The sequence below is a fragment of the Paenibacillus sp. NPDC093718 genome (assembly GCF_050279985.1).
In the GTDB taxonomy this organism is placed as follows: Bacteria; Bacillota; Bacilli; order Paenibacillales; family Paenibacillaceae; genus Paenibacillus_AQ.
This window is the reverse complement of record NZ_JBNNUS010000002.1, coordinates 89,665-110,552: the sequence shown is the minus strand read 5'-3', so window position 1 is coordinate 110,552 and position 20,888 is coordinate 89,665. Positions and strand designations below refer to the sequence as shown.

The following is a 20,888-nucleotide window of genomic DNA, read 5'->3' as shown; positions in this document are numbered from 1 at the left end:
CAGAAACGCAGATGATAAGATGGTACATAAAATTCGTGTTGTGAAGCATCGTCTTGTTGCTTTATAAACTAGCTGTAAGGAGATCTATAGTCATGGCAACCATCGATGATTTTACCAAGCTGGATATTCGGATCGGGACGATCGTGGAGGCAGAGCCTTTCCCGGAAGCACGCGTTCCCGCCATCAAAATGAAGATTGATTTCGGCCCGCTCGGGATCAAGCGCACCAGCGCCCAGATTACGAATCGATATGATGCGGACACCATCATAGGTAATCAAGTCATAGCTATCGTCAATTTTCCGCCGAGACGCATAGCTGGCTATCAATCCGAAGTGCTCGTCCTCGGCGGGGTACCGGAGCAGGGAGACGTCGTGCTTCTGAAGCCGGATGTCAAACTGCCGAATGGAACTCCCATCGCTTAAACCTGTTTCATCTGCCGGTCCGGTCGCTTGCGGCTTGGACCGACTAGATGAACCTCACTACGCTGCGTCTTCTCAACAATTCCGCGGCTCCTTCCGCGATTCTCTGAACACCGATTTCGATAAGTTCCTCCTTCACCTGAGATACGCTCAGCCGGATCATGGATTCGTTCTTAAACTCAGGCAAGAACATGCTGCTGGCATCCTGAGCATATACGTTCTCATTCTCCAGATAGTTAACCAATTGATATGCTTTTAATGGTTCTGGCAGCTGGATCGTGGAATAAAATCCGGATTGAGAACCCGTAAAGGATAAGAAGGGCGGCAGGTGAGTTTGGTAAGCCTGCTGGAGCAGAGCCCCTTTTTTACTATAGGTCTGCCTCAACCTCTGAATATGTGCTCGGAACATCCCGTTCTTCAGATAAATTTCGAGCGCGCCTTGCATGAGCACGGGACTGTGTATGTCCGCCGCGTGCTTCGCCCGCTGGAATATTTCACTCATCTCTTCGGGGATCACGGCCAAGCCCAGCCTGAGACCGGGGAGCATGACTTTGGAAAAGCTCTTCGTGTAGATAACCCTGCCAGAGGGATCGAAGGCAAACATCGGATCATGTTTCGAATCCGGATCCAAATCTCCCATATAGTCATCCTCGATGATATAGACATCATACTTCTGCGCAAGCTTTACAATCCTCTTCTTCTCCACATTGGAATAACTGTAGCCTGTAGGGTTATGGAACCTTGAGACCGTATAGAAAAACTTGATATTCCTAGTTTTAAAAATGTCCTCGAGCCGCCCAAAGTCGATGCCGTTCTTCGTAACCTCAATCCCGTATGTCACAGCTTGATGAATCTTGAGGGAGTCCATCATGCTAAAGTGCGTGGGCTGCTCCACGCAAATATTGTTTTTTCCGTTAGGAAAAGGGAGGGAGACCAGCAGATGCAGCGCTTGCTGCGAACCGGACACAACAAAGATCCGTTCAGGAACCGTGAAGACCTGCAAGTCGAGTAAATGCCGGGCTAACTCAACACGAAGTGACTGCAATCCCGGAATTTGGGAATAGGTGAATAACTCTTCTTTATATATTTCAATCGCTTGGTTCATGCAGTGTTGAAAGTCTCGGTAGGGCATGACCGTTTTGTCAGGTCCCGCAGATCGAAAATCGATCACTTGGTCCGCTGGGTTGGCGATGGTTATGTTTCCTCTGCCCTCCACGACATAGTAACCACTCTTGGGAACGGCATAGATAATATGTCTCTTTTCCAATTCGGCATAGGCCCGTATGGCTGTGTTTTTACTGCATGAATAGGATTCTGTCAAAGCACGGATGGATGGCAGTTTGCTGCCGGGTTTGAATAGACCATCCAGTATTTGGCGTTCAACTGACTGAATAATGTCGGTGTATTTCATATCTCGTTATACCTCCAATCGATCTGTACGGGTACAGAGCCGGAAAGCATGCATTCTCACAACAATATGCTATAAGTATACTCTACAATACAGCATGCTTTGGTTAGATATTGTTTTTATTGAGAAGGCAGGGATCTTGATGGACTCTTTTTTCCGCAATGAATATGTATTGACGTTTATAGGGATGGGATTGTTTCTAATGTGGGCATATCGAGCGAAGAAGTCAACAATGGTGAAGTTGCTCCCTCCGATGATTGCCATCATTCTATGTTTATTATTGATGGTAAGCAACGCTTCAATCATCTGGGTTATCCTCCTTATTCCAATTATGGAGGTTTCTCTGTGGAGCTTACTTGCTGTTGCACTCATAGAAACCGGGATTACGATTCAAAGGAAACAACATGCCAAGCTGCTGTTGACGTTGATTGGGATGGATTGTGTCCTGATCATAATCATTTTCATCGTGAGGAGAACGATGTAATGACGATTAATTACGGGGTTGAGGAGTGGGATCGATGCATTTTAAATGGACATGGCTCTTCTTGTGCCTGATTTTAATGATAATGCTTACAGGCTGTGACCGCATCAAGGAATCGAATCCGAGAGAGATTGTGAAACAGTATGTGGAATGGTGGGAGCAGGGCAGCTACGAATTGATGTATGATGTGCTGTCACTGGAGTCCAGACAGAAGATGACAAAAGAGGAGTTTATAACACGATTTCGGAACATTTATGAGGGGATTGGAGCAGAAGACCTCACTATCACGACAGACTTTACGGCTAAGGAAGCAAGCGAAACAAGGGATGAGCGGGTGTTCTATCCCTATCTAATCCAAATGGAAACATCGGCAGGTCGGGTGCAGGCAGAAGCTTCGTTTGAGTTATTAAAAGAGGATGATCCAACCGAGGCCAAGAGCCTGTCTTGGCGAATGGTGTGGCATCCTTCCTTGATATTGCCGGCTATGGATGCCTTGGATAAGGTGAGCGTGCAGACGTTACCATCCAGCAGGGGCGAGATTTTGGATCGTAACGGTCGCGGTCTGGCCATTAATGGTACGATTGAGGTCATCGGTATCGTTCCGGGTAAGCTCGGCGACGATGGAGAACAGACCTTGGTTGAATTAGCTGAACGGCTGGGAATATCGATCGAGGTTATGAAGCGCAAGCTTGATGCGCCGTGGGTGAAAGACGATCTGTTCGTACCCATCCTGAACCTGAATGCGCAGCAGGGCAGAATGGATTACAGTGATCTTCCAGGCGTTGTAAAAAAGAATGAACATGCTCGAGTCTACCCTTACGGCGCGGCGGCAGCACATCTAACAGGCTACATCCGACAAGTCACAAAGGAGGATTTGACCAATGCGCCCGAGGCCCAGTATGGACCAACTGAACTTATCGGTAAATCAGGATCCGAGCAGGTATATAATGAAGTGCTCCGTGGCCGGGACGGTAAGCGGATATCGATCGTGGATTCCTCAAGTAAGGTCAAAGAAATCGTAGCCGAGAAGGAAGCGGTAGATGGTCAGGATGTTCATTTAACCATTGATGCTGAACTTCAAAAATCCATATTTGCTTCATTTCGTGAGGATGCAGGTACCGCGGCGGCCATCAACCCCAAGACCGGAGAAATTTTGGCATTGGTTAACAGCCCGTCCTATGATCCCAATGCTTTCATTGTTGGATTATCAACAGAGCAGTGGGATGAGTGGAACCACAATCCGGATAAACCGCTATTGAATCGTTTTACGAAGCTGTACGCTCCGGGCTCGGTATTTAAACCGATCACGGCTGCGGTTGGTCTGAAGCTCGGGGTTACTACCCCTGGAAAGGTCAGGGAGATCAACGGCTTGCGTTGGTCCAAAGACCCGAGCTGGGGAAATTATTACGTGACACGCGTGAAGGAAGTCCCCGTCCTGAACCTGAGAGATGCTCTTGTGTATTCAGATAACATCTATCTGGCGCAGGAAGCATTGGAGATTGGTGCGGATCCTTTTCTGAAGGAAGCAGTAAAATTCGGGTTCGAAGAGGGATTGCCGCTTCATTTCCCTTTCCCGAAAGCAAGCTTGGCTAATGAGGGGATAAAAAATGAAATTCAACTCGCGGATTCCGGATATGGTCAAGGGGAAGTGCTCATGAGTCCTCTACATTTGGCGTTGGCCTATACTCCCTTCATTAATGGGGGGAAGCTGATTCAGCCTGTATTGGATTCAACAGAGCATGAGAACAAGTCTCAGAAGACAAGAGAGGTGTTGGATTCTCACACTGCCGGGATTATCAAGCGTATGCTCGTCGATGTGGTTCAGGATCCAAAAGGCAGCGGACACGGTGCTGATCTTTCGGGCATTGAGCTTGCAGGGAAGACGGGAACCGCCGAACTGAAAATCAGCAAAGCCGAAAAAGGACAGGAGAACGGATGGTTCGTTGCGTTTGACACCACGGAGTCCAAGCTCCTGCTTGCAATGATGATAGAGCATGTTGAAGATCGAGGAGGCAGCGCGTATGTCGTGAACAAAGTCGCGCCGATCTTGCAAAAATATTACGAAAAAAAACAGCCTTGAAAATAAGCTGACGAAAAGCTCTTGTTAAGCGAATTGGACGGTTGTAATATGGAATAAAACTAGTCGGAGATGATCTTATGAGTAAGATTCAATTCTCAGTCCAAGTTCGATTGGTATCCGATCTTACCCGTTCCAAACAGTTCTATGAAGAAGTGCTGGGTTGTGAAGTGAATGACGTATGGGCGGTCAGGGATGATTTTGCGCTCGGATTCAAGCTGATTCAGGCGGAATCCCGTGCAGATGTCACACCCAATCCAGCAGGCAAGGACCATGCGACGCGATGGGATACGTACGCTTACGTAGGTACACATTATGATTTGGATGCGTTGTATGAAGAACTGACCTCCAGGGGGGCCGAAGTGGCACAGGAACCTGTATTCATGGAAGCGGACTGGGGCGTGTGGAAGGATTTTGCGATTCAAGATCCAGACGGCTACGTAATTGCATTTGGTTCCGGGATGAAGGACTAGGTGGGTGCGATGTCGGACATTGATATGAAGCAGGTCCTTATCAGCAGCGACCCTTCGCTGTTGGATTTAGATGCCATTGTCCATTTTTTGCGGCAAAGCTACTGGGCTAACGAGCGTTCTGACCAAAAAATCAAAACATCGTTAGAAGGTTCTACGTGCTTCGGGGCATATTACAACAACCGACAGATCGGCTTTGCTCGCGTGGTAAGTGATGGCGCAACCGTCTATTGGCTGTGTGATGTATTCGTGGATGAGGCATATCGCGGAATTGGCGTGGGGAAGAAATTAATCGAAACGATTACCACCCACGAGGATTACCGAAATGTATTCGGCATATTGGCTACGCGGGATGCCCACGGTCTGTATGAGCAATACGGTTTTGTACGCGATCATGGAAAAACATTGACTCGTATGCCGGATTTTCTTAGGAAGGATTAGTTAGAAGGGGGATTCCTCTATGATTATATGGGTTAACGGTGCATTTGGTTCGGGTAAGACCCAGGCTGCGCATGAGCTTCAGCGAAGAATCCCGAACTCGCACGTGTATGATCCGGAGAATGCAGGTTACTTCATTCGCGATAATGTGCCGAGGGATGCCAAACGCGACGACTTTCAGCATTATCCGATGTGGAGGGAGTTTAATTACTCCATGTTTAAGTATATGGATCAGGAATCGGATCAATTGATCATTGCTCCGATGACCATTACAAACGCGGAATATTTCGATGAAATCGTTAGTCAATTGAGACGTGATGGCGTGGAAGTACAGCATTTTACTTTGTGCGCTTCCAAGGAAGTACTCCTTAGACGGCTGCGGAGCAGAGGAGAAGGTTCGAATTCATGGGCCGCACAACAAATTGACCGGTGCATCAGCGGATTCTCGAATGAAGTGTTTCAGCATCATATCGACACGGATCATCTATCGATCGATGAAGTGGTAGAAACGATCGGTGCTTTGGCAAATGTGAATCTGTTGCCTGATCATCGCAGCTCAGCCAAGAAAAAACTCGATCGAATCAAAACCAAATTTGCGCACATCCGATTTTTTGGATAACAAGTGGGCGGATTTTCACATTTGAAGGTTTATTCGAAAGTTCGTGGTGTAGAGTTTTAGTAATAGCGGGAATATAACTAAAGAAAAAACGACTTCTCTTGCAGAGAAGTCGTTTTTTTGTTTCTGTAAGGTAAAAGAAAATCAAATCGCTAAAATATTTTATATATAGCTAAATATTTTGCCTATGTGAAAAACAAGCTCTGATTTGCGTTTATTATCAATAAAATCAAGAGGGAATGAAAAGTTCCAACAGAATGAGGTGCAGGAGTTTATAAAATTTCATTGACAAAAACCTAAAGATGGATTATTTTTTGTACATAGGAATTAATGTTGCATTAGAGCAAAATAATTGGACCGTGGCAGGACGAGGCTTGAGCATTCCCGGGATCGTCTAAGGATTGAGCAAACTCATTTTTGATGTGGAGTGGAGGAGAAGAAGATGAAGAAGAGGACGAATAGAAGCCGGATATTTTTAGGGGCAGCCGCCATTCTGAGTTTGCTGCTGGTGTTGTCCGCGTGCGCTTCGGGAGAAGTGAAGCAGGAAGGAGCAGCCGGTGAACAGAGAGATAAGAAAATTCGCGTGGTTACAACCATTGGACAGATTGCGGAACCCCTCTCCGTTATCGGGGGAGATCGGGTTGAGGTACTGAGCTTGATGGGGCCCGGCGTCGATCCGCATTTATATAATGCTACCCAAGGCGATATCAAGAAACTGGATAGCGGTGATGTTATTTTCTATAGCGGGCTTCATCTCGAAGGCAACATGACGGAAATATTCGAACAGATCGGTAAAAACAAACCTGTGCTGGCGATTGCAGATGCCATCCCGAAGGATCAATTGCTGCAGGATGATACGCAAGCCATCGATCCCCATGTGTGGTTTGACATCGATTTGTGGAAAGTGTCTTTGGATTCGGCTGTTGAGAAGCTGAAGTCCCTGGCCCCGGATGACGCTGACTATTTTGAAGAGAACAAGCAGAAGTACTTCGCCCAGCTGGATGAATTGAAAGCCGAGGCCAAGGATAAGTTGAGTCAAATTCCGGAAGAACAGCGGGTGATGGTTACCGCTCATGATGCTTTTGGGTATTTCGGCCGCTTGCATGGTCTGGAGGTAGTTGGACTGCAAGGATTGAGTACGGAGGATGAAATCGGCCTCTCGGACATTAACGGAACGATCGATATCCTGCTGCAGCACAAGGTGCCTGCCGTATTCGTTGAGAGCAGTGTCAATCCAGCTTCGATTAATGCTGTTATTGAAGGTGCCGCCAAGAATGGGCTGGATATAAAGCTTGGAGGAGAGCTTTTCTCCGATGCCATGGGCGAAGCGGGAACAACGGAAGGAACTTATATTGGAATGTATCGACATAATGTCGAAACCATCTATCATGCATTAACAGGAAGTGGTGAATAAAATGTCTGTACTTCAAGTTCAAGACCTCAATGCATCCTATCGTAAAAATAAAGTGCTCCATCATGTCTCCTTTGAAGTGGAGCAAGGCTCTTTAACCAGCATTGTCGGGCCGAACGGCGCCGGTAAATCAACGCTGTTAAAGGTCATGCTGGAGCTTCACCCCAAGCTGTCCGGGAATGTGTCATTCTTTGGATCAAGCTTAAGCAAAACCACGACCCGTGTCGGCTATGTGCCGCAGCGCGGATCCGTGGACTGGGATTTTCCTACCGATGCACTGGACGTTGTCATGATGGGTCTATACGGTCGGGTGGGCTGGCTGAAACGTCCGAACAAGAACCATAAGGAAAAAGCGATGGCATCGTTGGATCAAATGGGCATGGCGGACTTTGCCGACCGCCAGATCAGCCAGCTCTCCGGTGGACAGCAGCAGCGCGTATTCCTCGCTAGGGCGCTTGTCCAGGATGCCGACCTCTATTTCATGGATGAACCGTTAGCTGGTGTTGATGCGGCAACCGAACGGGCGATTATGACCACGCTGAAGGATCTGAAACTGGCCGGTAAAACCGTAATGGTGGTTCATCATGATCTGCAGACGGTTGAGGATTATTTCGACCATGTGCTGCTTCTGAACCGTACGGTCATTGCGCATGGGAAGACAGAAGACGTATTCACGAAGGAACATGTATACCGCGCCTACGGCGGTTCGCTTCGCTGGATGAAGGAGGCGTAACGCATGCTGCATTCATTACTATCTCCGAACACGCAATGGGTGCTATTGAGCACATTAATTCTGGGCATGGCAGCCGGCATGATCGGCTGTCTCGCCTATTGGAAGCGGCAAAGTTTGATGAGTGACGCGTTGTCTCATGCGGCTCTTCCCGGTGTCGTGGTTGCATTTGCGTTGACCGGAAGCAAGAATCTGCTGGTGATGATACTCGGAGCTGCTGTCAGCGCCTTAATCGGAGCCTGGATGATCCAGTGGATCCGTACCTCCAGCCGCATTAAGGAAGATACGGCCATGGGCATGATTCTATCCGTATTTTTCGGACTGGGCATTATGCTGCTTACAATTGTGAACCGTACAGCAGGCGGGAATCAGAGCGGACTGGATAACTTTATTTTCGGTCAGGCTGCCTCCATGGTTCGTAAGGATGTTTTTACGATGCTCATTCTGGCTGCTTTAGTTATTCTGGTTGTCTCGATTGGCTTTAAGGAATGGAAGCTGTTCCTGTTTGATCCCGATTTTGCCCGGGGATTAGGGATGAATAGCCGTCTGATGAACTCCCTCTATATGGGGGTGCTTGTTCTTGTCATTGTCATTGGTATTCAGGCTGTTGGCGTCATTTTGATGGCGGCCATGCTGATCATACCTGCCGTAAGCGCAAGATATTGGACTCAATCCTTTAGGATGATGGTCATTTTGTCGGCCATATTTGGAGGCGGCTCCGGGTTTGTCGGTACCCTGGTCAGCACGATCGGAAAAGGATGGCCTACAGGGCCGTTTATCGTTGTAGCCTCTTCCGTATTGTTCACGGTTTCTCTGGTCTTCGGTGCTGAGAAAGGGCTGCTAATCCAGGCGCTGCAGCTCCGCTCTCAGAAAAAAGAACATATGGACTCAAAAAACCCATCGGTTCTAAGTCCGCACTTGTCCGAAAGGAGGAACAATCAATGACCTATACAGGATGGATATTGCTAACGGCTTCTCTCGTCGGATTGTCTTGCGGTATCGTTGGCGTGTTCCTCATACTGCGCAGAATGGCGATGATGGCCGATGCTATCAGTCATACTGTGCTGCTTGGGATCGTAACGGCTTTTATCGTCACAAGAGAATTAAGCGGACCTCATATGCTGATCGGTGCGATTATTGCCGGATTGCTGACAGCGGTCCTCGTTCAATGGTTTCATTCCCGGGGCGTTCAGCAGGATGCTTCCATCGGTGTTGTATTTACAACCTTGTTTGCGATTGGCGTCATCCTGATTGCAACCCAGGTTGGCAATGCCCATCTGGATACCAAGCATGCCCTCATGGGGGAAATTACGTTTGTGCCTTGGGATGTGATGCACGTACCTCTGATCGGAGAGGTGCCAAAAGCTACCTTTATGCTGGCAGCCGTGCTCCTCGTTGTACTGATCGTCATCTTGGCGTTCTACAAGGAATGGAAGATTACGTCCTTTGATCCGGCTCTGGCGGCAAGTATCGGCATTCCAGTTGTACTCATGCACTATGTATTTATGTCGCTGGTCTCCATCACGACGGTTGCATCGTTCGATGCTGTGGGAGCAATCATGGTGGTGGCTATGCTTATAACACCTGCCGCAGCAGCCTATCTATGGACGGATAAACTCTCCATCATGCTGGTGTTAAGCGGAGCATTCGGCGTCATTTCTGCATTCATGGGTTACTATGTCGCGTTATGGCTGGACACCTCCATCTCGGGCTCTATGGCATTTGCTACCGGAATTGTATTTATTCTCAGCTTCCTGATCTCTCCGAGACATGGCGTGCTCTCCCGTTATCTTCATAAATTTCATACGCACGGCAGCGAAGAGAAACTGGACAGTGTATCCTAATATAAGGGTGCGCCATGAAGCTTGGGCGATGAGATGCCCAGGCTTCTTTTGTCTTCCAAAACCTAGGGTGTGGTATAATCAGGAAAATATGCCGTGTTGTGATGAAGGTTATTTCAAGGAGTGAGTACATATGCAAATGGAGTCAACAAGACTGGTGATCCGCGATTTTGAGGAGGAGGATTTTGCTAGTATTCATGCTTACGCCTCTGACCCATTGGTGACCGAGTATACGATGTGGGGACCGAATACGGAAGAGGAAACTTTAGAATATTTAAAGGAAATCCAACAAATGAAAGAGCAGAGCCCCCGTGACAGCTATGAACTGGCGATCGTGCTAAAAGCTAGCGGCCATTTAATCGGCGGTGTAGGTCTTCACCGATCCAAGACAAACGCAGAGCTTGGGTACTGCTTGAATTCCGCCTATTGGCGACAGGGTTATGCTACGGAAGCTGCTAGCGTCATGTGCCGTTTTGGTTTTAAGGAGCTGGGAGTTCATCGGATTTACGCCACCTGCCGGCCGGGAAACATCGGGTCAGCTGCGGTTATGCGCCATATCGGAATGAAGCAGGAAGGGCATCTTCGTCAGCACCTGTGGTTTAAAGGGGCTTACCATGATTCCTATTTATTCTCCATCCTCAAAGATGAATTCGAAGTTTAAATCCATCTTATTGTTAAGGAGCTTCTGCCTGCATGGATAATACCAAATTGTTGATCCGTTATAACGGAATTTCGATTTACGAGGAAGCGTCAGGTAAAGTGTATTATACGAAAGAAAATCATGTGTCCGTTGTTGTTCTGGCTAAGCATGGCGATCAACTGCTGCTGATCCGTCAATATCGCGCCGCGGTGGATGACTACGTCATTCAGTTACCCGGAGGTGGCGTAGGCGAGGAGGAGGACCTGGAATCGGCAGCACGCCGTGAGATGCTGGAGGAAACGGGCTGCACCTGCGGCAAGCTTCATTATCTGGGCAAGCTCTATCCGGCGTCCTGGAGATGCAATGAGATTGCCCATGTTTATTATACCGATGAGGTAATCAGTCAAGCGGATCAGCAGCTCGAGGGATACGAGCACATCGACGTAGTAAGAATGAGTGTAACGGAATGCCTGCACCGGATTAAGGAGAATGAGCTTCAGGACTCCGAGCTGGTTTTTGCGATGATGCAAAGTTTGCTCAAGGGATTCATTCAGTATAATTAATGGAGGTTTCATATTATATGGAGTTTGTTGGGATATTCATGACCGTGTTAAGTATCGTCGTTGCCATCATTGTCATTCGTTACGCGATCAATTCATCCAAAATCATCATTAGAATGGATGCCATGCTTCAAGAGATGAGAATGCTTCGAAAGGATGTAAATGAGCTTAAGCAGAACAAGCATATCGTGGATAAAAGAGTATAAGTCGATCTCGATCCACCATGAATTACAATCCGTACGAAGAGCCATGCCGATACAGAACTTATCTGTATGGGGGGCTCTTTTTTTCGTGAATTATGGACAAATTCATCATTTATGCCGCGGTGACAAACTTGGAGACCTGGGAACGAATATAATCCAATATGAACATAAAGGAGTGTTCGAACTATGGGAAGGCATCTGCTGATCTATGATGTGGAGTGGTGGATCTTAGGAAAGCATGCAAAGGTCATTCAACAGCATCATCCCGCTCTGGACCTGATGTCCATCGGAGAATTGGATCGGTTTCTGGAGCAGCACAGCAGCGATGATATCAATCAGGCCTATGACCGAATATGTTCGTTGTGCCTGGGGATCGCAGCTTACTGCATATTCAAGCATATTCGAATCGATGCTTCAGCCGCTGTCTCCTATTATTACTTCAGTCAGAATTATGAGACTTTCCGGGAATGGCAAGTAGATGAACTAGTCCCTGACCCGGAGTTTCTCAGGCTTGTCATCCCTAGAATCGGGGTTATTGGCGCGATGAACGAAAAGCTTAATCAAGCTCTGCGAAAGGTTGCGCCGGAGGCGAACGTGGAATATATCGGTCATTTTGTAGATCATCGAATCTTTCAACCATCAACTCTATTACGCAGTAGCAGCAGCCCGCTTGTGGTCGGTTGGGCCGGTGATCCTGCTAAACGATCTAAAAATTACACTACAATATATAAGCAAATCCGAGACCACTTCCGTCATGATGAAAGGATTACATTTATGGAAACGGCCGGGGCGTATGCTTATGAAGATATGCCTAACTTTTATCATCAGCTGGATCTTCTTTTGATCACATCGGCGAATGAGGGAAGCGGAGCAACAGCGCTGGAGGCCTATGCATGCGGGGTACCTGTACTAGGGACAAATGTGGGCAACGTCAAGGCAGCGGCTCACCCGGAAGCGCATGGCTTGATCCTGGACAGCGATAATCCGGAAGATTTTATTAACTTGATCCATTCATGGATGGGGCAGAAGCGCAAGCTGAATGACATTGGAGTGCAGTGCAGACATTACATTGAGTCATTCTGGACGATTGAACACGGGATTGGGCGCTGGTTAAGCGTATTATTACAATTGGATAGGTAGTATGGATATGAAGGAGGGATGCGTGTGTTAAATCGTGTATCCGTGCTGATTCCGTATCAATCGGATGGTAACGGACCCAGGGATTCAGCTTTTGATTGGGTATTGGGCTACTACGCGCAGGCTATGCCGGAAGTCGAAGTATGCGTAGGCGAAATAACGGATTCCGGAGAGCTCTTTAGCAGATCCAAAGCCATCAATCGTGCCTATCAACAGGCTACTAAAGACAATATTGTCATTGCAGATAGCGATATTGTATACGATCCGGCTTTATTGAAGGAATCCTTGACTTACGTAAATAGCGGGCAGTGGGTCATCCCCTTTAGTCGAATCCTTCGTCTATCCGAAAATACATCACGGCTGGTATTGCAGCATTCAAGCGGCTGGCCATTAGCCGTTAAGGCAGAAATGGTTGTAGAGCAGGCGACCGCGTTTGTGGGAGGTTTCAACGTGCTTGGCCGCGAAGCTTATGAAACGGTCGGTGGATATGATGAACGATTTGTCGGTTGGGGCGGGGAAGATGAGGCTTTTGCCTATGCGCTGGATACCTTAGTCGGCCACCATATCCGCTTAGAAGGGGAAATGGTTCATTTTTGGCATCCATTCGTAGGACCTGACGGGAATCCCAATTACGATTCCAATTACGCGCTGTATCAGCGGTATAGCCTAGCAAGAGGCGATGTTAACGCGATGCGAAAATTGATATTCGAACAATCTTCTCAATAAGGAGGAGCAAATCGCTATGAAGCTGTCAGTCATTGTCCCGGTATTAAATGAAATAACCTTCATTCCCCTGTATGTAGAAAGCGTAAGCCGCTTCGCGGATGAAATCATCATTGCCGATGGCGGCAGTACAGATGGAACCATCGAAGAGATTGAACGTCTCCAGCATCGGTATACGATCCGACTGTTTCATGTCCAGCAGAGCGGATTGCCATACACCGAGGATTGGAACGAGTCCGTGGTACGTAATTTTCTGATTGACCAGGCTCAAGGAGACTGGATTATGAATCTGGATATCGATGAAATGATGGAGGATCGTTTTGCTGAAGTGTTGCCGGAACTCATGAACCGATCAGATGTGGATATCTATCAGTTTCCCTTCGTTAATTTCTGGGGAGATCCATGGACGATCCGGGTGAACAGTCCCGGTGATGAACGCTGGTCAAACGACATCACCAGAATGTGGCGGGCCAAACAAGGAATACGCTATCGTGACGAGAAGCATCACTGCACGCTGGAGGCGGCAGAAGGCAAGAGTATATGGAGCATACCCCGCGGGCGAAGTGATGTGAACGTGTACCATTACCATTATGCACTCGGCAGCAAAATCAAGTTCAACGATAACCGCAGAGGCGATGTCAATGTGCAGATGAATCTCGGACAGCCGGATTGGAATTTCAAACCCGAACAATATGATATCGTCACACGTCCTTATGAGGGTCATCATCCTGAGGTGGTCATGAACTATTTGAGTCGGCGGAAAGGCCAGGAATCAACCGAATAAATCTATACAACAACAACCCCTCCATGATCTGAACGTCACATTCAGTTATCATGAAGGGGCTGTTTTTTTTAACTTATCTTTCTATTACCTCATGAACAGACAAGCACAGATGGCTAACCGCTTGAGATACCCCGCTCGGTTCCAATACTTGCAGCTTCGATACTTGAGTATGCAAGGAAATGAGCTGTTGTTCATGATAGCTTAAGGAATCAGCCCAGTATTGAATGGAATGGACCTGGGGGTGGATATCCGTAGAGCCGCAATAAATGATTAGATCAAACCTGACCTCAGAGAACAAATCGATCCGGTTTGTAAAATACAGCTGGGGTCCTATTTTTCGAGTTCCCACGATTTGATTGCCATGAAATAGATGGGTATACACGATCACCAAGAGGTCCTCGTTCTCGCATAATCCCTTCACGATCTGCTGCCAGCGCCTGGAATTGGTTTCCCATACGGTAAGGCCGAGCACCAGGATTACTTTCTTCCCGGTTTGGTTGACTCTGGAGGCGATTTCGTCCGGTCGATCTACTAAATGAAAAATACTATTCGGTCCTTTCGGCATCCTCCACGGTTTGTTCCACTTTTGTTCATAATAAGCTTTATTCTTATTCCATAACTCGTTATAGACATTATTATTCAGCTTATTGATCGTAACGCTCCCGTGATGATATACAAAGGCATCTTCAACGATGGCCAGGCGGTATCCGGCATTCCTGACGCGCTCGCAATAATCATCGTCCTCAAACATTCCAAGGCCGAAAGCGGGATCCAGTGCACCCACATGTTCCCACACACTCCGCCGAATGGCAACGCAGAAAAATCCAAGCAGATCCGTATATCGGTATTTTCGCCGATAACGTTCGTAGAATTCGCTAAGCCAACGTGGATTGGCACCTTGAACAGCATCCCCTATAAAATGATCCAGCGCTTGATCATTTCCCACATGATTGGACATCGGACCTGTCATAGCAAGCTTGGCATCCTCTTGGAAAGGTCTGAGCAGACGAGTGATCCAACTTCCGTCGGGAACAAGTGTATCGTTATTTAACAGGATGATAAATTCTCCGTTGGCGTGCTCACACCCCAGGGTGTTGCCGGCGGCAAAACCAAGATTCGTAGACGAGGTTATCACCTGGATCAACGGATGACGCAGGCTCTCGAGATAGGAGGATGTCTGATCCTTGGATGCATTGTCAACAACGATAATCTCCAGGTTAGGATAGTGACCCGGTTGGAGGAGCCGTTGAAGACATTGCTGCGTATAGGACCAGTTATTATGAACAACCAGAATAACACTGACCTTGGGATATAGATGCTGCACAATATAAGCATGAAGTGCTTCATAACGTTGACCCCAATTGTTGCATTCGGCAAATTGCCGCCGCTGTTCAATTGCGCTGTTCTCAGACTCAAGCAGAGCAGCTTCAATCGCCTCTTCAAATTGCACTTCCGTATCGGCAATCGAGACGATGTTACCTGCAACCGTCCTTACTTCAGGAAGTTCCGTAGAAATGACGGGTTTACCTGCTGCCAAATATTCATACAGCTTGACGGGATTGGTAGCTAACGTCAGTTCGTTCTTCTTGAACGGAATTAAAGCAACCTGGAACCGATGCAGATACGCCGGAAGTTCATGATACGGTTTTTCTCCCAGCAATAATACGTTACTCAGCTCCTCGATCCCCGAGGTATCGCAGCCAAAGGTGTGTCCAATGAGGACAAACGTCCACTCCGGCCGGCTTCGGGCCAGTGATTCCACCAGTTGAATATCAAACCAGTCCGAGATAGCCCCGTAGTAACCGATGATGGGCTGATGGATGGATTCAAGTTCGGGCAGAACCTCATCCGGAGGCTTCGAGAAGTAATCGGAATCTACTGCATTGCGAATAAGTACAGTGGCCGGATTGTAATGGGCGGCCCAATCATACAGATGCTGAGAGGTTGTCACCACAAGCTCTGCTTCCCGAAGCAGCTGTTCTTCCAAGAGGAGCATGGATTTGTCGTTCGTTGAGAAGCCGCCATGATGATCCATGCAGTCGTAGACGATATGATGCTGATCCATCGCGGTAACGAGCGGAGTCCAGAACGGGAGATCCACAATCGAGACCAGTTGGGATAGTCCGAATTTATCCCGAACATATTCAACCGACCATTTTAAATACTGAATATCCCAACGATCCATTTCATCTTGGTATAGATTTAACGGTCGATTCGCGCATAAGGTGACAAGCCATATATTTCGATCAATATTTTTGACCTTTACCTGGCGGCTGATTTCTTCTCTTGATACATCTTCTTTACCTATGCTAATCATCTCCGGAGTTACATAGAACACCCGATGCCCCTGCTGCGCAAACTGCTCAGACAGTTGTTGGGGCCGCTGCCATCGAAACTGCCAATCAATAACGGGAAAACGTATAACATCGTATAGGGCCTTGGTCTTTGGCCCGATCTTCTCGGCGGTCAGCGTAGCCGCCGCTGTGGCTGACTGAACAGAGACAGGCTCCCTATGTTGTACGGACTGCGAGTACGTCGTGGGAAATGAGACCGCGGGAGAGAACGGGGAAGCCGTTCGCTTCTTGCGGTTGTACTTTAGGTTCAGGCGGCGATGTTTCCCGCGACGTAATGTGGATCGATTGGTTGTAGACTTGCGTCGGCGGTGCTGCTTGAGTTTATTCAAGATTAGCCTCCTCACTGGTGCAATGGTCTATTTAACAAAATATGTATCATCCCAAACATCTGTATGGGTAGAACACCAGGTGCAGCGGAAAATCCTTAAATGATCAGGAAGCGTTCCTCGAGCCATGGACAGCTGAAGCCTATAGTTTTAGGCCATTTTCTTATCTTTGTACATTCCGAGTTACCACTGTCCCGACGCTAACATAAGGTACCAATGAACTACAAAAAGGGAGGAAGCTCTTGTGAGGAGATATTGGAACCTTGGTCATGATAGTGAGTGCAAGGAAATCACTGGCCGAAGAAAGAAAAAGATTGCGAAACCTTCTCATTCGGTGTGGAGGAAAATCCTGATTTTACGTCGCAAACTCATACGCAGCATTGAACAGATCCGATTACAGGTTGCTCAGTTGAATGCACGCATCATTGCGCTGCAGGAGCAGGTGAATGCACGTATCAATACGCTGCAGGAACAGGTGAATGGTTTGGGAGCAGGACCAAGCAGCAGTGTCCTTGCTTTTTTAAGAGGAAGGCTGAATACTCGAATTACTGTTGTAACAACGGGGGGTACCGTATTCGGAACGCTGATAGCGATCGGCGAGGATTTTATTCAGATTGCTGAGCCTAACGGCAGTATAGTCATCATCCCGCTTCGCAGTATCTTGTCTATCGCTTGATAAAGAGGGGAGGAGGAAAAGAGAATGGATTTTTCAGAAATTCTGGCTACATTCGTCGGCAGGACGGTAGAGGTTGTTCAGATCAATCAATTTCTGCAGGGGGTGTTGCGATCCTCAGTAGACGGATTCATTACGGTGGAGGTAGTGAGCTCGAATTATATCCCTACCTCACAATTGGTCACCGTGTTTAATGACAGCATTTCATTCGTTCGTATTCTGCCCCTTTGAGTTATTTGTCAATTTCGATGGAGTTAACTTGTCTATTATGGAGTTCTTCCATGCTGGATAGTGGTGAGGGTGGCGATGGGTCATACTGGACATTCTTAATCTTCGGTGGTAAAGCGCCTCCGGGATATGGCGAAGCTTATGGGTTCTGGATAGCTTGATTAATTGTCCGATATCTTCATACAGTCTTCCTTCATAAAGGGTGTTATGATTCCAGCCTTTCTGCTGCTTGATTATAGAGACATTGAACATGCGCGGGGCAACAGCCGGGGCATCGTGCAGCAGCAATTGGGAAGACAGGGGAAAAGGCGCAGCCTTAACTCCTTGATATATCAGTTCTTTATTTGCGCGTTCAAGCCATTCCATATGATCACCATAGATGACGGCAGCATTCTGCGCCCTGCCTGCTTCCCGTATGAGAATTTCCAGCGCATTGGGGGGCAGCCAATCATCGGCATCAAGCTCCAATAACCAGGGGGCAGTCGCCATATTCAGAATTCTATTCAGTGCTTTGGATTTTCCTGAATTTTCCTCCAAACGAACCATCTTAATTCGTGGATCCACAGGCCGTCTCTGAAGATAAGCTGTCGTCTCTTCATCGGATGAACCGTCATCGAGAATTACAAGTTCCCAAGCTTCACAGGTCTGTGCTAATACGGATCGGACAGCCCAAGGAAGATATGCGCCATCATTATAGGTGCACAGAGCAATCGTCACCATTGGAGGAGTGGCGGCTCTTAATGTTGGTGAATGTCCTTGGGCTGTAGCTTGAAGAAGCGGTGATACTGCGTTCCATTCTTCCGGTTCTTTCATCCAGGCAGGGGCGATGCGATGAGGATATAAGATTCCATCGGAAACCTTTTCCGTCCACTCATATCGGGTTGATAGCTGGAGTTGTTTATCAATCAACACGTACTTTTGGAATGGCAGCAGATCCCTCGTTGTAAAACCCGGTGTCTGTCCATTCATTACAATCTCCGTGCGCCATAACAGCGGTCCACGGGGAAAACGGAAGGATGGAACAGGCCTGTAGCTAGATGCAGCTGGTTGGTCTGTTGTTGTAACGTGATTTACAGTAAAGCCAGCCGAGCGGTCTGTGTATGTTTGCAGCCACCGTTCGATTTCTTTCTCGGCATGAGGTTGTACAGCATCTCCTGCATAGAGCGTCATAAACCACGGATCCATCTTCTGGAATAGCGCTTCATTCATTATCGCAGCAGACTGTTCTTCGCTTTGAATCACTATAGGACGGGCATATGATAAAAAACGCTTAACCGAGGATACGGTATTCTCGCTGAAATGGGGATATAAACCTGGAAGAATAAACACAAGCATCGTTTTGTTACCGTTCCTTTCTGTATCCTTACTGAAACTGCATATTTACGGATTAAAATGAATCTATAGCATAGTCCTGTTTATTGTATGCCCACATACGCGTGGGGGTTACAATCGCCTAAAACATACTCTTTGTTGCGACGCTCTGCTAAATCGGAAATAATAGAGTTTAGATTCCGGCAGCCTGGGATGGGGGATATTGATTCAGATGAAATCAACGCATAGTCAAATCATTCAGCAAGCTCAAGATTTTACGCGTTCTGTGCTCGAACAGGATTCAAGCGGTCACGATTGGTGGCATATTCTGCGTGTCACCCGCATCGCCCGTATCCTGGCTTATCTTGAAGACGCAAATGTATACATATGCGAATTGTCAGCACTGCTTCATGATGTGGCTGACGAGAAGTTGAATGAATCGAAGGAAGCGGGTTACGAGCGGGTTCAGCATTGGTTGAAACAAGCCGGCGTAGAAGCATCGGATCAGGAGCTCGTGTTGGAGATCATCAGTACGATGTCATTCTCAGGCGGAACGGGAAGCGCCATGCGTACATTGGAAGGCAGAATCGTACAGGATGCGGATCGTCTGGATGCGATAGGTGTTATCGGTATTGCCCGAACTTTTGCTTATTCGGGGTGGAAGGGACAAAGCATGTATGATCCATTCATTCCCCTTCGGGAGCATATGACACGAGAGGAATATCGAAAAGGCCAAAGCACGGCCATTAACCATTTCTATGAAAAGCTTCTGAAGCTGAAGGATAAAATGAATACGGAATCGGCAAGGCTGCTGGCAGATGGCAAGCATCAAAGTCTCGAGCTCTTTCTCCAGTTATTCGATAAAGAGTGGGCGATGGGGAATGAAGCCTACCTGCACGAATCCCCGATGCATCGCCGGAATGTATCACGTGTCCATATTGCCTTCGATGATTCAACGGCAGGGTCGTTAAAGATGATGCTGCGCTCGAAACCGGGAGAGATCGTGGTTACATTGGGCGATAACCTTATGGTAGGGCCGCTTCCCAAAGATCATGATTTCTCCCGCTCGTTCTCTACCCGAAATAAGTGGTTTCAGGAACGATATAGCATTGCGTATGCGGATGACAGAAAATTAACGATGTTGCAAGCCGCCTTCGATTGGCTGACCTGGCCACAGCAGCTTAAGGAGGTGCCGTGCTTGGTTTGGGCAGGGGATTCCGCCTCGGAACAGCTTGGTCTGCGCAGACTGTTATCACTGATACCGGATCATCTCGATGTTAGGTTGGTGAATGCGACAAGTATTCATCGTCAGCAAGATCCGAACAGTTGGTATCGGGGAACGTTTGAGATGACTTCAGATAAACTTCAAAACGTGCTGGACACAGCAGAGCAAGTTCCATTGTCGCCGCAGGATCAGGCTGGCTATCGTGCGGATTGGCAGCGTCTCGTGAACGACGATGGGTTCCTGCGCGTCCTTCAAGCCGGGGTGTTACGCACTGTTCCTGAATCTTATTATGATGCAGGTATACTGCAAGCCGCTTATCGTCTTGAGGCTAGACACGGGTTCTTCAAGAAGTCAGCCCGCATTATTGGCGAGGTGATTGGAATGGGTGACTTAACCGTATCCGACTCCTTTATCGAGTATAGGGTTCGCCACCTGATACAGAAAGGAGCTTTAACCTATAACGGCGAGCTGACTGCGATGCGAAACTACAGCGTGTCCCTTGTTGATGCTTCGACGCCCGAGGAGCAGTGGAGCAATGAGCAGCGCTTGGCCAAGGCCGTAAAAGTGAAAACGCTGCTTCATGAGTTGATGGAGATCAACCATGTGGAGAGAGGTCTGATGGAAGAAATACGTCAGCTGGATGCAGAGAGTCTGGGATTATCTGTATCCTTCAACCAGGAAGCCTTAAAGAGTAGCATACAATCTCAAATCGATGGCCTTTTGAGTTCGTATCAACATCATCAAGAACAACGTGTGTCCTTGATGGGTTCGCTGGAGAGGCTTTTAACCCAGATCGATGAAACGGGCCCGAAAGAATAGTTTAAGGACATTCG

General features: G+C 47.8%; 21 protein-coding genes. 18 read left to right on the top strand and 3 right to left on the bottom strand.

Annotated elements, in window-relative coordinates:
• Positions 1–92 precede the first annotated feature (92 nt).
• Positions 93–422, top strand: a complete 330-nt coding sequence (gene csaA / locus ACQKPA_RS06360; RefSeq protein ID WP_427490464.1) for a chaperone CsaA — start codon at positions 93–95, stop codon at positions 420–422.
• A 43-nt stretch (positions 423–465) separates the two neighbouring features.
• Here the strand turns inward: csaA and ACQKPA_RS06355 are convergent, their stop codons facing one another.
• Positions 466–1,830: a PLP-dependent aminotransferase family protein gene (locus ACQKPA_RS06355; protein ID WP_427490462.1), complete on the bottom strand. Its 1,365-nt coding sequence runs from the start codon at positions 1,828–1,830 to the stop codon at positions 466–468.
• 515 nt (positions 1,831–2,345) lie between these two features.
• Here ACQKPA_RS06355 and ACQKPA_RS06350 point away from each other — a divergent pair.
• From ACQKPA_RS06350 to ACQKPA_RS06285, 14 genes are all read left to right on the top strand, one after another.
• The gene (locus ACQKPA_RS06350; RefSeq protein WP_427490460.1) at positions 2,346–4,388 is read left to right on the top strand and encodes a penicillin-binding transpeptidase domain-containing protein; all 2,043 of its coding nucleotides are present in this window, start codon (positions 2,346–2,348) and stop codon (positions 4,386–4,388) included.
• Positions 4,389–4,465: 77 nt separating this feature from the next.
• Complete coding sequence (locus ACQKPA_RS06345) at positions 4,466–4,858, top strand: VOC family protein (protein ID WP_427490458.1); 393 nt, start codon at positions 4,466–4,468, stop codon at positions 4,856–4,858.
• 9 nt (positions 4,859–4,867) lie between these two features.
• A complete protein-coding gene (locus ACQKPA_RS06340) occupies positions 4,868–5,296 on the top strand; it encodes a GNAT family N-acetyltransferase (RefSeq protein ID WP_427490456.1) in 429 nt (142 codons plus the stop codon).
• Positions 5,297–5,315: 19 nt separating this feature from the next.
• Positions 5,316–5,912, top strand: coding sequence for an AAA family ATPase (locus tag ACQKPA_RS06335; RefSeq protein WP_427490454.1), 597 nt, complete (start codon positions 5,316–5,318; stop codon positions 5,910–5,912).
• Between the two features lie 439 nt (positions 5,913–6,351).
• Positions 6,352–7,323, top strand: coding sequence for a metal ABC transporter solute-binding protein, Zn/Mn family (locus tag ACQKPA_RS06330; protein ID WP_427490452.1), 972 nt, complete (start codon positions 6,352–6,354; stop codon positions 7,321–7,323).
• Between the two features lies 1 nt (position 7,324).
• Positions 7,325–8,053 carry a metal ABC transporter ATP-binding protein gene (locus ACQKPA_RS06325; protein ID WP_427490450.1) on the top strand — a complete coding sequence of 243 codons (729 nt, stop codon included), beginning with the start codon at positions 7,325–7,327 and terminating at the stop codon, positions 8,051–8,053.
• Positions 8,054–8,056: 3 nt separating this feature from the next.
• Positions 8,057–8,995 carry a metal ABC transporter permease gene (locus ACQKPA_RS06320; protein ID WP_427490448.1) on the top strand — a complete coding sequence of 313 codons (939 nt, stop codon included), beginning with the start codon at positions 8,057–8,059 and terminating at the stop codon, positions 8,993–8,995.
• Complete coding sequence (locus ACQKPA_RS06315) at positions 8,992–9,894, top strand: metal ABC transporter permease (protein WP_427490446.1); 903 nt, start codon at positions 8,992–8,994, stop codon at positions 9,892–9,894. Before ACQKPA_RS06320 ends, ACQKPA_RS06315 begins: the two co-directional genes overlap by 4 nt.
• 130 nt (positions 9,895–10,024) lie before the next feature.
• On the top strand, positions 10,025–10,552 hold the full coding sequence (locus tag ACQKPA_RS06310) for a GNAT family N-acetyltransferase (RefSeq protein WP_427490444.1): 528 nt from the start codon (positions 10,025–10,027) through the stop codon (positions 10,550–10,552).
• 32 nt (positions 10,553–10,584) lie between these two features.
• On the top strand, positions 10,585–11,094 hold the full coding sequence (locus ACQKPA_RS06305) for an NUDIX hydrolase (protein ID WP_427490442.1): 510 nt from the start codon (positions 10,585–10,587) through the stop codon (positions 11,092–11,094).
• Positions 11,095–11,111: 17 nt separating this feature from the next.
• Positions 11,112–11,297 carry a hypothetical protein gene (locus ACQKPA_RS06300; protein ID WP_427490440.1) on the top strand — a complete coding sequence of 62 codons (186 nt, stop codon included), beginning with the start codon at positions 11,112–11,114 and terminating at the stop codon, positions 11,295–11,297.
• A 183-nt stretch (positions 11,298–11,480) separates the two neighbouring features.
• Complete coding sequence (locus ACQKPA_RS06295) at positions 11,481–12,434, top strand: glycosyltransferase family 4 protein (protein ID WP_427490438.1); 954 nt, start codon at positions 11,481–11,483, stop codon at positions 12,432–12,434.
• 24 nt (positions 12,435–12,458) lie between these two features.
• Positions 12,459–13,157, top strand: a complete 699-nt coding sequence (locus tag ACQKPA_RS06290; protein ID WP_427490436.1) for a galactosyltransferase-related protein — start codon at positions 12,459–12,461, stop codon at positions 13,155–13,157.
• A 16-nt stretch (positions 13,158–13,173) separates the two neighbouring features.
• Positions 13,174–13,938: a glycosyltransferase gene (locus ACQKPA_RS06285; protein ID WP_427490434.1), complete on the top strand. Its 765-nt coding sequence runs from the start codon at positions 13,174–13,176 to the stop codon at positions 13,936–13,938.
• A gap of 73 nt (positions 13,939–14,011) precedes the next feature.
• On the opposite strand, the gene ACQKPA_RS06280 is transcribed toward ACQKPA_RS06285, so the two are convergent.
• Positions 14,012–16,621 (bottom strand): glycosyltransferase, encoded by a 2,610-nt coding sequence (locus ACQKPA_RS06280; RefSeq protein ID WP_427490432.1) that lies wholly within the window; start codon positions 16,619–16,621, stop codon positions 14,012–14,014.
• Positions 16,622–16,862: 241 nt separating this feature from the next.
• On the opposite strand from ACQKPA_RS06280, the gene ACQKPA_RS06275 reads away from it, so the two are divergent.
• Together ACQKPA_RS06275 and ACQKPA_RS06270 are read left to right on the top strand one after the other, a co-directional pair.
• Positions 16,863–17,294 carry a hypothetical protein gene (locus ACQKPA_RS06275; protein WP_427490431.1) on the top strand — a complete coding sequence of 144 codons (432 nt, stop codon included), beginning with the start codon at positions 16,863–16,865 and terminating at the stop codon, positions 17,292–17,294.
• Positions 17,295–17,318: 24 nt separating this feature from the next.
• Positions 17,319–17,522 (top strand): hypothetical protein, encoded by a 204-nt coding sequence (locus tag ACQKPA_RS06270; RefSeq protein WP_427490429.1) that lies wholly within the window; start codon positions 17,319–17,321, stop codon positions 17,520–17,522.
• Here the strand turns inward: ACQKPA_RS06270 and ACQKPA_RS06265 are convergent.
• Positions 17,496–18,854, bottom strand: a complete 1,359-nt coding sequence (locus tag ACQKPA_RS06265) for a glycosyltransferase family 2 protein (RefSeq protein ID WP_427490427.1) — start codon at positions 18,852–18,854, stop codon at positions 17,496–17,498. The two genes, ACQKPA_RS06270 and ACQKPA_RS06265, sit on opposite strands and share 27 nt — an antisense overlap.
• A 208-nt stretch (positions 18,855–19,062) precedes the next feature.
• On the opposite strand from ACQKPA_RS06265, the gene ACQKPA_RS06260 reads away from it, so the two are divergent.
• Entirely contained in the window at positions 19,063–20,874 is a 1,812-nt protein-coding gene (locus ACQKPA_RS06260) for a DUF3658 domain-containing protein (RefSeq protein WP_427490425.1), read from the top strand.
• The last annotated feature ends 14 nt before the right edge of the window (positions 20,875–20,888 follow it).

Excerpts from the sequence above, each read along its gene's own strand:
- ACQKPA_RS06335 (WP_427490454.1), top strand. The coding sequence starts at position 5,316 with ATGATTATATGGGTTAACGGTGCATTTGGTTCGGGTAAGACCCAGGCT.
- ACQKPA_RS06260 (WP_427490425.1), top strand. The coding sequence starts at position 19,063 with ATGAAATCAACGCATAGTCAAATCATTCAGCAAGCTCAAGATTTTACG.
- ACQKPA_RS06300 (WP_427490440.1), top strand. The coding sequence starts at position 11,112 with ATGGAGTTTGTTGGGATATTCATGACCGTGTTAAGTATCGTCGTTGCC.
- ACQKPA_RS06350 (WP_427490460.1), top strand. The coding sequence starts at position 2,346 with ATGCATTTTAAATGGACATGGCTCTTCTTGTGCCTGATTTTAATGATA.
- ACQKPA_RS06345 (WP_427490458.1), top strand. The coding sequence starts at position 4,466 with ATGAGTAAGATTCAATTCTCAGTCCAAGTTCGATTGGTATCCGATCTT.
- ACQKPA_RS06355 (WP_427490462.1), bottom strand. The coding sequence starts at position 1,830 with ATGAAATACACCGACATTATTCAGTCAGTTGAACGCCAAATACTGGAT.
- csaA (WP_427490464.1), top strand. The coding sequence starts at position 93 with ATGGCAACCATCGATGATTTTACCAAGCTGGATATTCGGATCGGGACG.
- ACQKPA_RS06265 (WP_427490427.1), bottom strand. The coding sequence starts at position 18,854 with ATGCTTGTGTTTATTCTTCCAGGTTTATATCCCCATTTCAGCGAGAAT.
- ACQKPA_RS06270 (WP_427490429.1), top strand. The coding sequence starts at position 17,319 with ATGGATTTTTCAGAAATTCTGGCTACATTCGTCGGCAGGACGGTAGAG.
- ACQKPA_RS06285 (WP_427490434.1), top strand. The coding sequence starts at position 13,174 with ATGAAGCTGTCAGTCATTGTCCCGGTATTAAATGAAATAACCTTCATT.
- ACQKPA_RS06320 (WP_427490448.1), top strand. The coding sequence starts at position 8,057 with ATGCTGCATTCATTACTATCTCCGAACACGCAATGGGTGCTATTGAGC.
- ACQKPA_RS06295 (WP_427490438.1), top strand. The coding sequence starts at position 11,481 with ATGGGAAGGCATCTGCTGATCTATGATGTGGAGTGGTGGATCTTAGGA.
- ACQKPA_RS06330 (WP_427490452.1), top strand. The coding sequence starts at position 6,352 with ATGAAGAAGAGGACGAATAGAAGCCGGATATTTTTAGGGGCAGCCGCC.
- ACQKPA_RS06305 (WP_427490442.1), top strand. The coding sequence starts at position 10,585 with ATGGATAATACCAAATTGTTGATCCGTTATAACGGAATTTCGATTTAC.
- ACQKPA_RS06325 (WP_427490450.1), top strand. The coding sequence starts at position 7,325 with ATGTCTGTACTTCAAGTTCAAGACCTCAATGCATCCTATCGTAAAAAT.
- ACQKPA_RS06315 (WP_427490446.1), top strand. The coding sequence starts at position 8,992 with ATGACCTATACAGGATGGATATTGCTAACGGCTTCTCTCGTCGGATTG.
- ACQKPA_RS06340 (WP_427490456.1), top strand. The coding sequence starts at position 4,868 with ATGTCGGACATTGATATGAAGCAGGTCCTTATCAGCAGCGACCCTTCG.
- ACQKPA_RS06310 (WP_427490444.1), top strand. The coding sequence starts at position 10,025 with ATGCAAATGGAGTCAACAAGACTGGTGATCCGCGATTTTGAGGAGGAG.